The organism is Sphingomonas sp. MMS24-J13 (assembly GCF_044905095.1).
Taxonomy (GTDB): Bacteria; Pseudomonadota; Alphaproteobacteria; order Sphingomonadales; family Sphingomonadaceae; genus Sphingomonas_I.
In genome coordinates this window covers 959,732-974,813 of sequence record NZ_CP173258.1, presented here as the reverse complement: position 1 = coordinate 974,813, position 15,082 = coordinate 959,732, and the positions used below count along the sequence as shown (strand labels likewise).

Below are 15,082 nucleotides of genomic sequence, written 5' to 3'. Positions count from 1 at the left end.
GAGAATAAGAAGCGGGATCCCGGGTCAAGCCCGGGATGACGAGAAGTAGAGGCTAGAACCCGACCGCGTCGGCGCCCTTCAGTTCCAGCATCGCCCGCGCCTCATCCGGCGTGGCGATCTCCCGCCCAAGCTCTTCCAGGATCGTCCGGATCTTGCGCACCTGGTCGGCATTGCTCTGGGCCAATTGCCCGCGCCCGATGAACAGGCTGTCCTCCAGCCCGACGCGCACATTGCCGCCGAGCAGGGCGCTCTGGGTGCAGAACGGGATCTGGTTCCGTCCGGCGGCGAAGGCCGAGAGGTAGTAATCGCTGCCGAACAGACCGTCGGCGATCGTCACCATATGCGCGAGGTTGCGCGGATCGGCGCCGATGCCGCCCAGAATGCCGAACACCCCCTGGATCAGGAAGGGCGGCTTCACCAGCCCGCGATCGACGAAATGCGCCAGCGTGTAGAGATGCCCGATATCGTAGCATTCGAATTCAAAGCGGGTGCCAAGCTCCTGCCCGACCTCGACCATGATCCGTTCGATATAGCTGTTCGAATTGTACATGATGCGATCGCGCGAGGTTTCGACGTAGGTCTTTTCCCACGGATGCTGCCATGTCTCGACGCGCGCGCCGGCACCGCTGAAGTCGAAGATCAGCGGGCCCATGTTGAGCGAGCAGACTTCGGGCTTGACCGCCTTGGCCGCCGCGATCCGCTCGTCGAGCGTCATCGTGGCGCTGCCGCCGGTCGAGATGTTGATCACCGCGTCGGTCGATTGCTTGATGCGCGGCAGGAATTCCATGAAATGCTCGACCGCCGGGCTGGGGGAGCCGTCGACCGGGTTGCGCGCGTGGAGGTGCAGGATCGACGCCCCCGCCTCCGCCGCTCCGATCGCGGCTTCGGCGATCTCGTTGGGCGTGATCGGCAAATGGGGCGACATCGACGGGGTGTGGATCGATCCCGTCGGCGCGCAGGTGATGATGACCTTGTTCGCGGTGCGCATGATCGTCAGAGCCCCGCGTGGCAGATATATTTCATGTTGAGATACTCATCGAGCCCGTAGCGCGAACCCTCGCGCCCGAGTCCCGACATCTTGACCCCGCCGAACGGCACTACCGCGGTCGAGATCAGGCCGGTATTGATGCCGACCATCCCGCTCTCGATCCCGCGGCTCGCCTTGGCGATCGTCGCCGGGCTCGACGAGCAGAAGTAGGCCGCAAGGCCGAACGGCGTGTCGTTGGCGAGCCTGATGCCCTCGTCGATCGTCTCGAACTGGATCACGCCGGCGAGCGGCCCGAACGTTTCCTCGCGCGTCAGCGCCGCTTTGGACGAGACGCCCGAAACCAGGGTCGGCGGCGACATATGCCCGCCCTGGCTCTTGCCGCCGGCGACGATCTCGGCGCCATGGCTCAGCGCATCCTCCAGATGCTCGTCGACCTTGGCGACCCCGGCCTCGTCGATCAGCGGGCCGATGTCGGTTGCCGGATCGAAGCCGTCGCCGAGCGACATCGCGCGGACCCTGTCGCCGAACGCCTTGACGAACGTGTCGTGGATGCCGCGCTGCACGTAGATGCGGTTGGCCGCGACGCAACTCTGCCCCGAATTGCGGAACTTGGCGACCATCGCGGTCTCGATCGCGAGATCGATATCGGCATCGTCGAAGATCAGCAAAGGCGCATTGCCGCCGAGTTCGAGCGACAGGCGTTTGATCGTCGGCGCCGATTTGGCCATCAACTGCGCGCCGATCTCGGTCGATCCGGTGAAGCTGATCTTGCGGATCACCGGCGAGGCGGTGAGGATATCGCCGATCATGCTCGCCTTGCCGGTGACGATGTTGAGCACGCCCGCCGGAATGCCCGCTTCCTCGGCCAGCACCAGCAAGGCCAGCGCCGACAAAGGCGTCTGGCTGGCGGGCTTGATAAGCATCGTGCAGCCGGCCGCCAGCGCGGGCGCAATCTTGCGGGTCAGCATCGCCATCGGGAAGTTCCACGGCGTGATCGCGGCACACACGCCGACCGGCTCGCGCTCGACCAGCAATTGCCGCCCCGGCACGAGCGGCGGGATCGTCTCGCCGAAGATGCGGCCGGCCTCGTCGGCATAATATTCGATGAAGGCGGCGCCATAAGCGATCTCGGCGCGCGCTTCCTTGAGCGGCTTGCCGTTCTCGAGCGTGATCAGGCGGGCGAGGTCCTCCTGATTGGCCATCACCAGTTCGTACCAGCGCCGCAGCAAGGCGCCGCGATGCCGGTTCATCTCGCGCGACCAGGGGATGAACGCGGTCTCGGCCGCGGCGATCGCGCCATGGACCTCGTCCGCCGCCAGCGAGGGAATGCTGCCGACGATCTGCCCGGTGAAGGGATCCTCAACGTCGATCTTCGCGCCCGACGCGGCGCCCTTCCACTTGCCGTCGATCAGGACGTCCGATCGCAACAGGCTGCTGTTGGTCAGATGTCCGCGCATGGTCGCAACCGAAGCCATCGATACGTCCTCTCAAGCCTTACTTGTCGTCGTCGAGGTTCGGATTGGTGATCGGCGTATCACCCTCGAACAGATGCTCGAACCGGCGATAGGTGCACAGCCATTTGCCGTCCACCCGCACGAATTTGTCGGTCGCCATGCTGATCGTGATCGGCGGATGGGTCGGCAGCGGCTTCACGCCATTGGCGGCGTAGAGGAACAGGTAATTGGTCGATTCCGCGCTGTCCGGGCCGGTGAACCAGGCGCGAAAATTGGTGAAGGCATGTACCGCCAGCCGTGGCCCCTGCGCGACCCGCCAGTCGTAGAATTGCTGGATCTTGGCCTTGCCCTCGTAGGAGGCGAACTGGCCATGGAACACCGCATCGTCGGTATAATAGTCCGATGCGTTGCGGCCGCCGTTCGTATCGATCTCGTGCCAGTAATTGGCGAGCTGAAGCGCCAGCGTCGCGTTGAGCGCCAGGAGGTCGGCGTCGTCCATCTGATTTCCCTTGATGTGGGGCGACCATCCCGGCCGTCGGGGGCGACCATGCCCATGGGGTGGGTGTGTGACTTGTCCGCAAGGGCAGGGAGCGTTGTGTCCAACGGAAAGGGAAATTGAAATTCCTCCCCGAGATTTCTCGGGGAGGGGGACCATACGAAGGATGGTGGAGGGGCCGCCGTCGAAGACGGCGGTCTGCGACCGCCGCCCCTCCACCGCTCTACGAGCGGTCCCCCTCCCCTGCAAAAGCAGGGGAGGAATTTTTAGTCCGGCGCCATCCTGCGATAATCCCGCGGCGCGATCCCATAACGCTCGCGGAAGCTGCGCGCGAAGTGCGCGGCGCTGTTGAAGCCCCAGCCGAAGGCGATCTCGGTGATCGTGTGGCCGCGCCAATCGGCGTCGCGGATCTGCTTGGCGCATTCCTCCAGCCGGCGGCGCAGGATGTAGGCCGAGATCGTCTCGTTGCTGATCGCGAAGATCATCCGCAGGTAGCGCGAGGACATCTTGAGCCCTTCGGCGATCGAGCAGGGGCTGAGCGCGGGATCGCGCAGATTCTCCTCGATATAGCGCTTCACCCGCGCATGGCGGCCCGACACCACCGCCGATCCGGTCGCGAGACGATCGAACGCCATGGTGTAGGTCGTCGCCATCACGTCGAGCAGGTGGCGCGCGACGCGATTTTCATATTCGGGATCGAAGCCGGTCTCGACCTGGCGGCACAGGCTCGCAACCATCGTCGCGGCGGTGCCGGCTATCCCTTCGGCGGCGGACAGGCGGCGGCCGCAGAATTGCTCGGGCGACGGGAGGTAGGCGCGCAACACGTCGGCCGGGACGCGCAGCATCACGACTTCGGACGCATCGTCGATCAGGTAGGAATGCGGCGCGGTGCTGTCGCACAAGGTGAAGTCGCCTTGGTGCAGCACCGCCTCATGCCCGCAATGCGCGAACACGCCGCTGCCGCGCGACTGGAGCATGAACGAATAGAGCCGGCCCGAGGTACGGCCGATATGGCGCGTGGTGCGGGCGATGCTGGTGCGATCGGCGGTCATGCGCGCGAACCCGATCGGGCCGAGGCTGCTCAGCCGCAATTCGGCGTTGAAGCTGTCCTGATTGGCCGGCGTGAAATCGACATGCGCGAGACGCCGCGAGTAAAGCTCGTTCCAGGCGGCCGCCCGTGCCCGGTGCGGCAGCCCCGCGGTGCTATAGGTTTCCATCGTCCCCTCCTCTCTCGACGCCGGGCCGGCAATTGGTCTGCCGGCTCTCCAGTCCGGACGGGTGTCCGTGCATCAATGTGTCGCGAAATCCAGGCGCTTGGCAAGCCCGGCGCTGCCCATCCGCCCGATCACGAGAAATAGAGCTTGAGTGCGGTCCGCGAGATTTGCCGGCGCTGACCGGCATCGGGCACCCAGCGTTCGAACGCCGCGAGCGCGGCGGCGAAACTCGTGCGATCCTCATGCCCGACGAACGGCGCGTCGCTGCCCCACAGCAGGCGTTCGGGCCCGACTTCGGCCAGCAGGATCGGCGCGACCCGATCGGCCAGCGCCTCTCCGCTCGGCTCGAGCGGCGCCCCCTCGCCCATCAGGTCGTGCAGGCGATAATCGCCCGACATCTTGACCCAGGTGCGCCCTTTCTCGACCGAGCGCAGGGTTACGGCCAGGCCGGGGCACTTCTCGGCCAGCGCCGGATCGGGATGGCCGAAATGGTCGATCACGATCTTGACCCCGCTCGCCGCCAGTTGCGCGACGACCGGCTCCAGCCGATCGCCCTCGACCGCGACATGGACGTGCCAGTCGAGATCGGCGATGCGACGCAGGAAGAGGCGATAATCCTCGGTCGAAAGATCGGGCAACTCCTTCGAGCGCGCGAGCTGGAGGCGTACGCCGACGACGCCGTCCGCCTTCATCCGATCGAGCGTGTAGCGATCGGTCGTCGGCGGCAGGATCGCGGTGCCGCGCAGCCGCGGATTCACCCGCAGCTCATCGATCATGTAATCGTTATAATAGCCCGAGATGCTGATCCCGGCGACGATCCCGAAATGGACGCCGTGCGCATCGAGCAGATCGAGATACTGGCGCGCCGAAAAGCCATAGGAGGGCCGGTTCCAGGCGCGATCGCTCAGCGGCAGATCGGCCTGGAAGATATGCGCGTGACAATCCACGATGGGCGCATCGCCGCTCATCTCGATCGCCGTCAGAATTGGGGCATGGGATAGTCGTCCGCGTTCAGCACCCAGCCGGGCATCTCCGAGAAATCGCGGCGCGGGGGCGAGAAGATATCGACCAGAAGGTTATTCTCCGGCGCGATCGATGCCGAAGTGTGGATCGAGAGCGGCGGGATCACCGCGATCGACGGCGCCGGGCAGACCATGTGATCGTCCTCGCGCCAATGCGCCTCGTTGGCGGTCCACGGCCAGCGCAGATGGTGGATGTAGGAGCCGCCCATGGCGAGCGAGCATTGCTCGAAATCGTCATGATGGTGCGGCGACAATTTGGTGGTGTCGCGCGGGCCGACCGGCTCGAACACGTTGACCATGAAGGTGGTGCAGCGCCAGATTCGGCCGAACCGCCCCTCCTGCGCCGGCACGTCGAGGCTGTAGCTGCGGATCCTGAAGCCGGCGGGCGGATCGGGCCAGCGCTGCAGCGGCGGGATGTGCGGATGCGGCTGGGCGTAGGCATCCTTGTTCGAGCAGAGCGCGACCAGATCGTCCGACGCGGTGGTGAACAGGCGCACGAACGCGCCGCCATCGGGAAAGGTGATGCTGCTGTCGCCTGGCGGGATCATCACGATATGCGCGCCCGGCACCTGGGCTGTCTCGCCGTTGGCGCTGACCACGGCATGGGGCTCGGGGAATTCGATCAGCAGGACATATTCGTCGACCTGCCCGCTGCGCGCAAAGGTGCCGCCCGGCTTGGCCTCGGTATAGGCGACGATGAAATTCTGGCCGCGCGCGAACCAGCTCCTGCCGTTCGCATCGTCGATCTGCGGTTCGCTCTGGCCGAACAGGGCATATTCGGCGGCGGAGAAAGCGGCATCCTTGCCGCTCAGGCCGCTGCCTGCCTGCGCGGTGCTGAGCTTCGAGCGCGGATCGCTCGCGGCGTACATCGTATCGGTTGACATTATTTGGCCCTACTCGTCGACGGCACGGGACGCGGCCCGCTGCCGATATGGTTTAGCACGAATATCCCGTCCGCCAGCTTGCACGATGAGGCAGCGCTGGTTGACCTATTCGGCGCATGACGGCGCTCATGCCCCCGCGGGCACTTCCTCCAGCACCTCGCGCTCGGCCGGATCGTCCATGCCCCTGAGCGCGCGGCCGGCGGTCTCGGGCAAAAACAAGGTCGCGATCACCGCCAGCACGATCGCCCCGATCGCCATCGTCGCCATCGCCGCGCTCAGCACCATGTGCGCCGAAAGCGTGCCGACGCCGATGAAGAACAGCCCGCTCGTCGCCCGCCCGAAATTGTAGCAGAAGGCCTGGCCGGTGCCGCGCACCTCGGTCGGGAACAATTCGGTGAAGTACGGGCCGAACGAGGCGTAGATGCCGAACTGGAAGAAGCCGTAGATCAGCCCGAGCGGGATCAGCAGCGCGAGGTTGGCGCCCCACGGGCCGAACAGATAGAGTGACGAGGTGAGGATGAAGCCGAGCCCGAACAGCCGGAAGATCGTCCGCCGCCCCAGCCGATCGCTCAGATAGGCGTTGGTGACGAAGCCGAAGAAGCCGCCCGCGCTGTTGAACAGCACGCAATAGCCCGCGACGCTGGTCGAAAGCCCACGCTCGTTGTGGAGGAAGGTGGTGAGGTAGTTGCTGACCGCGAACCCCGCCCCCTGCCCGCCGACCGCCAGCAGGGCCGCGAACACCGTGATCGGCAGCAATTTCGGCGTGAAGATGGTGCCGAGATGGACCTTGCGGCCGGCCGCCTGGCTCGCCTTGCGCGCGGCCTTGAACACTTCGCTGTCGTCGCTGCCGCGGCGGATGAAGAAGATCAAAATCGCGGGCAGCGACCCCGCCCAGAAGACGATCCGCCAGCCATATTCGGGCGGAAAGGCCGACGCGACCGGCCCCGCCATCAAGGCGGCGATGCCCGATCCGATCGCCGCGCCGCTATGGACCACGCCCAGCACCTTGCCGCGATCCTTGGGGTTGAGCATCTCGCCCAGCAGCACCGCGCCCACCGCCCATTCGGCGCCGAAGCCGATGCCCTGCAGCAGGCGCGCGGCCAGCAACTCATGGAAATTGTGCGCGAAACCCGACACGAACGAGAAGAAGGAGAACCAGGCGATCGTGAATTGCAGGATGCGCGCGCGGCCGTAACGATCGCACAGCCAGCCGCCGAGCCAGCCGCCGACGGCCGCCGCGATATAGTTCGCGCTGGTGATCATGCTCGCCTGCGCGAGCGTGATGCCGAGCCCCGCGATCAGCACCGGGATCATATATTGGAAGACCAGCCCGTCGGCCGTGTCCATCGCCCAACCGAAGCTGCACGTCCAGAAGACCCGGCGGGTCTTCCCGTCCATTGCGCGATACCAGCTGGTCATCTTGGGGCGCTTCCTATCAAGTTAAATCGTCACCCCGGCCTTGAGCCGGGGTCCCGCTTCTTCTGGTCCGCCGCAAGGTAGCGGGACCCCGGGTCAAGCCCGGGGTGACGGGCAAATTTGCGGGCGTGCTAGCCAGATCGAATACCAGTCTATCTCTCTTACCAGGCCGCCTCGTAGATCGAGACGACATCCTCTTCGGTCAGGATGCGCGGGTTGCGCTCGAGCAGGCGCGTCACCGTCATCGCCGCGCTCGCCATGCGCGGGATCGCGTCGCGCGCAATCCCGAAATCGGACAAACGACGCTTGATGCCGCACTTGATCGAGAGATCGACGATCCGGTCGATCCCCTTGAGCGCATCGGCGCGATGATCGCCGGTGCAATCGACCCCGAGCGCGCGCGCGACGGCGGCATAGCGTTCGGGCGCATGATCGAGATTGGCGAGCAAAACATGCGGCAGCAGCAGCGAATTGGCGACGCCATGTGCGATGTGGAATTCGCCGCCGAGCGGATAGGCCAGCGCATGCACCGCCGCGGTGTTGACCGGCCCCAGGCAGATCCCGCCATAGAGGCTGCCGCGCAGCATCGCCGCGCGCGCCGCGAGATCGGCGCCGTCCTGCACCGCGCGCTCCAGATTTGCGGCGATCAGCCGGATGCCCTCGAGCGCATATTGGTCGACCATCGGGTGGGCGAAGCGGTTGGCATACGCCTCGATGCAATGGGTCAGCGCGTCGATGCCGGTCGCCGCCGTCACCGCCGGGGGCATCGACACGGTCAGGACCGGATCGAGATAGGCCGCATCGGGCACCAGCCAGCGGCTGACCACGCCCTTCTTGAGATCGGCATCCTCGTCCGCCAGGATCGCGATCGGGGTCACCTCGCTGCCCGTGCCCGCGGTGGTCGGCACGCAGGCAAGCCAGATCGCGCGCGCCTTCAATTTGTCGACCCCGATCACGTCGTCGATCGATTGCGCGCCGTCGGCGAGCGCGGCGAGCAATTTGGCGACGTCCATCGCGCTGCCGCCGCCGAGCCCGATCACGGCATCGGCCTTGCAGCCGCGCACCTGCGCCAGCGCCGCTTCGAATTCGCGGATGGTCGGCTCGCCGACCAGATCGTGCCAGACGGTGACCGCGCACCCTTGCGCCTCGAGCGCCTCGATCAGCGGCGCGCACAGGCCGAGCGTCGGCTTGGTCGTGACCAGGAAGACCGATTTGGCGCCGCGCTCCTGCAAATCATCGGCGCATTTCAGCACCGCACCCGGACCGAAGTTGAGCGAACCGACATTGTAGAAGGTCACCAACCTTTGTTCGCCCGACTCCATTCCCACGCTCCGCAGATGACCCTGATGCCGCGTTAGACCCTCGCCCCGAACGGAGACTTGTCCCGACCGGAACAGTGAGTTGTGCAAGCCGCGATGGCGCCCCGCCGCGCTTGCGATCCCCCGCCCGGACGGTTCAGGGGAGCCATAGCCGAAGCGGCGGACGAGGGAGAGAGCATGACCGACACGTTGTTCAGCGTCGCGGGCAAGGTGGCGCTCGTCACCGGCGGCACCAGCGGCATCGGCGCGATGATCGCACGCGGGCTCGTGCGGCGCGGGGCCAGGACCTACATCGCCTCGCGCAATCTCGCGCGCAGCGAAGCCGCCGCCGCCGAACTGGCCGAGCACGGCACCTGCATCGGCCTCGCCGCCGATCTCGGCAGCGCGGATGGACCCGCCATGCTGGCGGCCCAGATCGCCGAGCGCGAGCAGCGGCTCGACATCCTCGTCAACAATGCCGGCGCTGCCGCCGGCGGCCCGATCGAGAGCGCGACCGTCGACGAGTGGGACATGGTGATGGACGTCAACCTGCGCGCGGCCTTCTTCCTGACGAAGGAGGTGTTGCCGCTGCTGAAGGCCGCCACCTCGCCCGAAAGCCCGGCGCGGATCATCAATCTCGGCTCGATCGGCGGACTCCACGTGCCCAATTGGGAGGCGCACAGCTATGGCGCGTCGAAAGCCGCGCTCCACCATCTCACCCGCTCGCTCTGCAAGCGGCTGGGCCGCGACGGGATCACCGTCAACGCGATCGCGCCGGGCCCCTTCCCTTCGCGGCTGACCGATACCGCGACCGACGCGGTCAGGAAGAGCGTCCAGACCTATATCCCGCTCGGCCGGCCGGGGGAGCCCGAGGATGTCGAGGGGCTGGTGGTCTTCCTCGCCTCGCGCGCGGGTGCCTATGTCAACGGCGCCACGATCCCGCTGGACGGCGGCTACATCGCGGCCTTGTGAGCGCCCATCGCCGAACCGAAAAAATTGCCGGCCCTCGGCGATTGTCCGGGCGGACAAAGTCAACTACCTCCTGCGGCGAGATCAAAAGCAGGGAGAGTCACGGATGAAAACCGCCATCGCGATCACAGCTCTGGCACTGGGAATGGTCGGCGCGATGCCGGCTTCGGCGCAGCGCGGCCCCGGCCTGCCGCCGCCCGAGCCGATCCAGCACATCACGGGCAATGTCTACAAGATCTTCGGCGGCGGCGGGAACACGCTGGTGGTCGTGCAGAAGGACGGCGTCGTCCTGGTCGACACCAAGATGCCGGGCAACGGCCAGGCGATCCTCGACGGGGTCAAGTCGGTCACCGACAAGCCGATCGTGACGATCATCAACACGCACAGCCACCCCGATCATGTCGGCAGCACCGATTTCATCCGCGAGAAATATCCCAACGTGAAGGTGATCGCGTCGGAGGCGACCAAGGACGAGGTCGCCAAGAACCCGATGTACAAGCCGGGCGTCATCCCCAACGTCACCTTCCACGACCATATGACGCTCGGCCAGGGCGAGGACCGGATCGAGTTGTACAGCTTCGGCCAGGCGCATACCGGCGGCGACACCTTCGTCTATTTCCCCGCCTCGCACGTGTTGTTCATGGGCGACGTGATGGCGTGGAACATGGCGCCGTTCCTGCCGAGCGGCGGCGCGAGCCTGCTGCCCACCGCCGAGGAGAAATTGATCGCCACGGTGAAGGGGGTCAAGTTCGTCGTCGAGGGCCATGGCTATGTCGATACGTGGAAGGATCTGGTGCGGATCACCCACTTCAACCGCGATCTCGTCACCTTCGCCAAGGCCGCCTACGATCGCGGCGACGCGCCGAGCGTGGCAGTCGACCAGCTCAAGAAGAACCCCGATTACGCCCCGCTGCTCGACACGCGGATCAAGGACGGCCTGCCCTACGGCAACACCCCGTTCGCGCGCGCGAACATGAACGTGAACGTCGCCTATCTGGAGTTTGCGGGCGAGCCCGTCGGCTTCGGCGTCGCCAATGGCGCCCCCCTGCCCGCAACCGCCAAGCACAAGGGCTCGAACCCGGCCGATACCGCGCCGCCGAAGCCGGACACGCCGGTGGTACCACGGCCGCCGGTTCCTTCGGGGAAGTAGGAACCTACCGGGGGACGGCTACGGCCGTCCCCCACTCGAAGCAGCCATCGATCATCGTGATCCGGCGACAAGCGGCCAACGCGTCCAGTCCGTAATCTACAGCCCGCGTCGGAACGGTCGACCGTCCGAGCGTGCCCGCGGGGACATCGTCCACCGTTCCGTCGGAGCTTCAGGCAAAATCGCCCAGTTTGGTCGCCTCATCCTCGGCTTCCAGTTCGCGCTTGTCCGCGTCGGGATCGGGCAAAGGCTTGGTCTGGGTGTCCTCGGTGGGTTCCGGTTTGGGATCGGCCATCATGCACTCCTCGCTTCAGGGGTATTCGCCGGCTCGGCAATGATCGCGGCGTGCGTGATCGACACCGTCGTTCCGGGATTCGCTTCGGCCATCGTGACATTGGCGTCGAGGCGTTTGGCGAGGGCGGCAACGATCGTGGTGCCGAGACCGTCCTTCACGCCGGCACGCCCGGCCGGCATTCCCACCCCATTGTCGCTGATCGAGAGCACCCACGACGCGCCGTCCGCACGATACTCCACCGTGATCGTGCCGCCCCGGTCATCGCAAAAGGCATGCTTGAGTGCGTTGATGACGAGCTCGGTGGTGATCAACCCCAGGCTGATCGACAGATCGGCGCCGGCCATGTGATGGTCGGCGCGCACCTCCAGCGCGATATGCTTGGCGTCGCGGATCATCGATGCGCCGATGCTGCGGCACAGATCGGTGAGATAGATTTTGAGATCGACGTCGCTCATCCCGGTCGACGAAAGCTGCTTCTGCACCTCCGCCACCGACATGACCCGCTGATGGGCGTCGTGCAGATGCACGCGCGCCTCGTCCGATTGCACCCGGCGCGCGCTCTGCATCAGCACGCTGGCGATGATCTGCAGGCTGTTGGCGACGCGATGCTGCAACTCGCGCAGCATCATCGCATTCTTGGTGAGCAGGTCGTCCTTCTGTTTGGCGGCAAGGAGCGCTTCAGTCACATCGGTCACCGCCAGGATGAGCCGGACCGAACCGGCACCGGGATAATCGAGACGCTGCGCGTTCAGGATCAGGTGGCGCAAGCCTGCGCCTGCCCGCTTCAGGTCCATTTCATAGCCATCAATCTTGGCATGGCCGGAGCCCGATGCTTTCAGCAGCGCGATGAGCTGGGGCACGTTCCACTCGCCGGTTCCAAGGATCGCAAGCGGCGTACCAGCGGCACGCGCCGGATCGACCAGAAACGCTTTGCCGAACGAGGCGCTGGCCGCGATGACCGTCAATTCGCCGTCGAGCAGAAGCAGCGGCGCGTTCGAGGACGTGACCAAAGCCAGCGGCAGGCCACTGATCATTTCCGGCAGGATGATATCGGGCATCGTGATGGCGGGATCCTGGGTCGCCGAAGGCGTCCGGGACGGAAGCCATGCCGAGCGACGGGCGAGGTTCCCTGGGCCCATTGCGAGCCTTCAGTCATTCGTCGCGCCCTTATACCACATGCCCCGCCATCCGGTGCATGGTATCGGCGCGACCGGATCGTCTGCGGGGATTCCGAGATGCCCGCGTCGGGATAGGCGATCATCCCGCCGTGGGATAGGGCCGCCACAAACAGCCACACGGGCGTCGTCGTTCCCGTCGTCTCGCATAGAAATCGTTGGGTCGTTAACGCGATATGGTCGGAGGTGGACCTAACCCGCAAACACTCGCCATTGCATAATCCATCGGTAAATCCCGATAAGATTTGACGCCGCTCAATCAATCGGATAATTCCGATCTATGAATCAAGACAACGCCATCGCAGTCTTGGCGGCCTTAGCTCACCCCGCCCGGTTGAGCGCATTTCGCCTCTTGGTGCGGCATGAACCAAATGGCCTCCCGACCGGAGCACTCGTCGATGCCAGCGGCCTCAGGCAAAGCTCATTCTCCACCCACCTCGCTGTGCTTGCGAAAGCTGGACTGGTGACCGCTGAACGCCAGGGACGCCGGCAGATCCAACGCGCCAATATCGATACGCTTCGCGGCCTGATGTCCTTCCTCGTCAAGGATTGCTGCCAAGGCCGTGCCGAACTCTGCGAGCCGCTGCTCGCCGAGCTAATCTGCTGCTGATGGAGATCAAGATGTCTGACCGCGTCTTTAACGTGCTCTTCCTCTGCACGGGCAACTCCGCCCGCTCGATCCTCGCCGAAAGCGCGCTACGGCGCATGGGGGGCGATCAGTTCCGGGCTTATTCGGCAGGAAGCTTTCCCAAGGGCGCGGTCAATCCCGACGCCCTTCGGCTCCTGGAGCGGATCGGTTATCCGATCGAAGGACTTCGGTCGAAGAGCTGGGATGAGTTTTCCGGACCGGATGCGCCTCAAATGGATTTCGTGTTCACGGTCTGCGACGATGCTGCCGGAGAGGTATGCCCGGTTTGGCCGGGCCATCCCATGACGGCGCATTGGGGGGTTGAAGATCCGAGCCACGTCGTTGGCAGCGAGATCGAACGCGAGCGTGCCTTCGTTCAGGCACTGCGCTATCTCGAAAACCGCATCTCGTTGTTCATCTCGCTTCCGCTCGACAAGCTCGAGAAGACCGCGCTGAATGCGAAGCTGCGTGAGATTGGGCAGAGCGAAGGTGCTTCCACCCCTCGGCCAGAGGTCGCGTGATGACGACGATCGTCATCTATCATAATCCCGAATGCGGCACATCGCGCAACACACTGGCGCTGATACGCAACTCAGGCGTCGAACCGCATGTTGTCGAATATCTAAAGACGCCTCCGGCGCGCGCGCTGCTCATCGAAATGATGGGGTGTGCGGGACTAACTCCGCGCCAGCTTCTTCGGGAGAAGGGGACGCCCTACGCCGAGTTGGGGCTCGGCGATGAATTGCTATCGGATCGGGCCCTGATCGACGCGATGATGGAACATCCCATCCTCATCAATCGGCCCTTGGTGGTTACCCCGCTCGGCGTGAAACTCTGCCGCCCGTCAGAAGCCGTGCTTGATATTTTGCCGGATGCGCAGCGAGGCGCCTTCACCAAAGAAGATGGCGAGAAGGTGATCGATCCTTCCGGTCGGCGGGTGCTCTGAGATGGCAACAGTTGCACAGGACGCCGGTCTGAGACCCAAGATGAGTTTGTTCGAGCGCTGGCTGACCTTGTGGGTCGCGCTCTGCATCGTCGCTGGCATCGCGCTGGGCTATGCACTGCCTGGACTGTTCGGGCTGATCGCGACGGCTGAGGTGGCGAGGGTCAATCTCGTGGTCGCAGTGCTCATCTGGCTGATGATCATACCAATGCTCCTCAAGATCGATCTGAACGCCCTCGGATCGGTACGCCAGCACTGGCGGGGCGTCGGGGTGACACTGTTTATCAACTGGGCGGTCAAGCCGTTTTCGATGGCGCTGCTCGGCACGATATTCCTGGGCTGGCTGTTCCGGCCACTGCTACCGGCGAACGACATCAGCTCTTACATAGCCGGTTTGATCCTCCTTGCCGCTGCACCCTGCACGGCGATGGTCTTCGTCTGGTCCAACCTCTGCGATGGCGAGCCAACCTACACGCTGAGCCAGGTGGCGCTGAACGATATCATCATGGTGTTTGCGTTCGCGCCGCTGGTCGGTCTGCTCCTTGGGGTCGCTTCGATCACCGTGCCCTGGGACACGCTGCTGATATCGGTAATGCTCTACATCGTTGTTCCGGTGATCGTCGCGCAAATCGTGAGGCGCGCCGTAATCGGCTCCGGCGAGCAGCCGGCGCTAGACCGGTTGCTCGGACAGATCGGACCGGTTTCGTTGCTGGCGCTACTGACGACCTTGGTGCTGCTTTTCGGATTTCAGGGCCAAGCGATCATCGCTCACCCGCTCGTCATTGCCGTGATCGCCGTGCCGATCCTGATCCAGGTCTATTTTAACGCTGGGCTTGCGTATTGGCTTAGCCGCAGTCTCGGTGTCGCGTGGTGCGTCGCAGCCCCTGCGGCACTGATCGGTGCCTCCAACTTTTTCGAACTGGCAGTGGCCACCGCGATCAGCCTGTTCGGACTCAACTCAGGTGCCGCGCTGGCTACCGTCGTGGGAGTGCTGGTCGAGGTGCCGGTCATGCTCTCGGTCGTCTCGATCGTAAAGCGGACGCGGCCCTGGTATGAATCAGGAGCATCGGTGTGAGCACGATCCGCTCCCCGCGAATGGTTCACGGCGAGGGAGTCTTCGTTCGGTCCCCGAAGTCGACCAGCTACCCACCAA

At 64.9% G+C, this 15,082-nt stretch carries 16 protein-coding genes; 6 read left to right on the top strand and 10 right to left on the bottom strand.

Annotated features, from left to right (window positions below):
• Window positions 1-52: 52 nt before the first annotated feature.
• The 8 genes from AB4Z44_RS04660 to AB4Z44_RS04625 form a co-directional block, all read right to left on the bottom strand.
• Window positions 53-988 carry a 3-keto-5-aminohexanoate cleavage protein gene (locus AB4Z44_RS04660; RefSeq protein WP_404712902.1) on the bottom strand — a complete coding sequence of 312 codons (936 nt, stop codon included), beginning with the start codon at window positions 986-988 and terminating at the stop codon, window positions 53-55.
• A 5-nt stretch (window positions 989-993) separates the two neighbouring features.
• Window positions 994-2,463 carry an NAD-dependent succinate-semialdehyde dehydrogenase gene (locus tag AB4Z44_RS04655; protein WP_404712901.1) on the bottom strand — a complete coding sequence of 490 codons (1,470 nt, stop codon included), beginning with the start codon at window positions 2,461-2,463 and terminating at the stop codon, window positions 994-996.
• 19 nt (window positions 2,464-2,482) lie between these two features.
• Window positions 2,483-2,941, bottom strand: coding sequence for a nuclear transport factor 2 family protein (locus AB4Z44_RS04650; protein ID WP_404712900.1), 459 nt, complete (start codon window positions 2,939-2,941; stop codon window positions 2,483-2,485).
• Window positions 2,942-3,204: 263 nt separating this feature from the next.
• Window positions 3,205-4,155 (bottom strand): helix-turn-helix domain-containing protein, encoded by a 951-nt coding sequence (locus tag AB4Z44_RS04645; RefSeq protein WP_404712899.1) that lies wholly within the window; start codon window positions 4,153-4,155, stop codon window positions 3,205-3,207.
• Window positions 4,156-4,283: 128 nt separating this feature from the next.
• Entirely contained in the window at window positions 4,284-5,120 is an 837-nt protein-coding gene (locus tag AB4Z44_RS04640; protein ID WP_404712898.1) for an amidohydrolase family protein, read from the bottom strand.
• An 11-nt stretch (window positions 5,121-5,131) separates the two neighbouring features.
• Window positions 5,132-6,058 (bottom strand): hypothetical protein, encoded by a 927-nt coding sequence (locus AB4Z44_RS04635; RefSeq protein WP_404712897.1) that lies wholly within the window; start codon window positions 6,056-6,058, stop codon window positions 5,132-5,134.
• Between the two features lie 126 nt (window positions 6,059-6,184).
• Window positions 6,185-7,477, bottom strand: a complete 1,293-nt coding sequence (locus tag AB4Z44_RS04630) for an MFS transporter (protein ID WP_404712896.1) — start codon at window positions 7,475-7,477, stop codon at window positions 6,185-6,187.
• Between the two features lie 158 nt (window positions 7,478-7,635).
• The gene (locus AB4Z44_RS04625) at window positions 7,636-8,796 is read right to left on the bottom strand and encodes an iron-containing alcohol dehydrogenase (RefSeq protein ID WP_404712895.1); all 1,161 of its coding nucleotides are present in this window, start codon (window positions 8,794-8,796) and stop codon (window positions 7,636-7,638) included.
• A gap of 174 nt (window positions 8,797-8,970) precedes the next feature.
• Between AB4Z44_RS04625 and AB4Z44_RS04620 the strand changes: the two genes are divergently transcribed.
• Both AB4Z44_RS04620 and AB4Z44_RS04615 read left to right on the top strand, forming a co-directional pair.
• Window positions 8,971-9,744, top strand: coding sequence for an SDR family oxidoreductase (locus tag AB4Z44_RS04620; RefSeq protein WP_404712894.1), 774 nt, complete (start codon window positions 8,971-8,973; stop codon window positions 9,742-9,744).
• A 103-nt stretch (window positions 9,745-9,847) separates the two neighbouring features.
• A complete protein-coding gene (locus AB4Z44_RS04615; protein WP_404712893.1) occupies window positions 9,848-10,891 on the top strand; it encodes an MBL fold metallo-hydrolase in 1,044 nt (347 codons plus the stop codon).
• Window positions 10,892-11,060: 169 nt separating this feature from the next.
• On the opposite strand, the gene AB4Z44_RS04610 is transcribed toward AB4Z44_RS04615, so the two are convergent.
• Together AB4Z44_RS04610 and AB4Z44_RS04605 are read right to left on the bottom strand one after the other, a co-directional pair.
• Window positions 11,061-11,183 (bottom strand): hypothetical protein, encoded by a 123-nt coding sequence (locus AB4Z44_RS04610; RefSeq protein ID WP_404712892.1) that lies wholly within the window; start codon window positions 11,181-11,183, stop codon window positions 11,061-11,063.
• Entirely contained in the window at window positions 11,183-12,241 is a 1,059-nt protein-coding gene (locus AB4Z44_RS04605) for a sensor histidine kinase (RefSeq protein ID WP_404712891.1), read from the bottom strand. The genes AB4Z44_RS04610 and AB4Z44_RS04605 overlap by 1 nt, the downstream gene beginning before the upstream one ends.
• Window positions 12,242-12,638: 397 nt before the next feature.
• On the opposite strand from AB4Z44_RS04605, the gene AB4Z44_RS04600 reads away from it, so the two are divergent.
• The 4 genes from AB4Z44_RS04600 to arsB are packed head-to-tail and all read left to right on the top strand — an operon-like array spanning window position 12,639 to window position 15,004.
• Window positions 12,639-12,968, top strand: a complete 330-nt coding sequence (locus tag AB4Z44_RS04600; RefSeq protein WP_404712890.1) for an ArsR/SmtB family transcription factor — start codon at window positions 12,639-12,641, stop codon at window positions 12,966-12,968.
• Between the two features lie 11 nt (window positions 12,969-12,979).
• Complete coding sequence (locus AB4Z44_RS04595) at window positions 12,980-13,507, top strand: arsenate reductase ArsC (protein ID WP_404712889.1); 528 nt, start codon at window positions 12,980-12,982, stop codon at window positions 13,505-13,507.
• Window positions 13,507-13,932 carry an arsenate reductase (glutaredoxin) gene (arsC, locus tag AB4Z44_RS04590; RefSeq protein ID WP_404712888.1) on the top strand — a complete coding sequence of 142 codons (426 nt, stop codon included), beginning with the start codon at window positions 13,507-13,509 and terminating at the stop codon, window positions 13,930-13,932. The genes AB4Z44_RS04595 and arsC overlap by 1 nt, the downstream gene beginning before the upstream one ends.
• 40 nt (window positions 13,933-13,972) lie before the next feature.
• Window positions 13,973-15,004 carry an ACR3 family arsenite efflux transporter gene (gene arsB, locus AB4Z44_RS04585; protein ID WP_404712887.1) on the top strand — a complete coding sequence of 344 codons (1,032 nt, stop codon included), beginning with the start codon at window positions 13,973-13,975 and terminating at the stop codon, window positions 15,002-15,004.
• The last annotated feature ends 78 nt before the right edge of the window (window positions 15,005-15,082 follow it).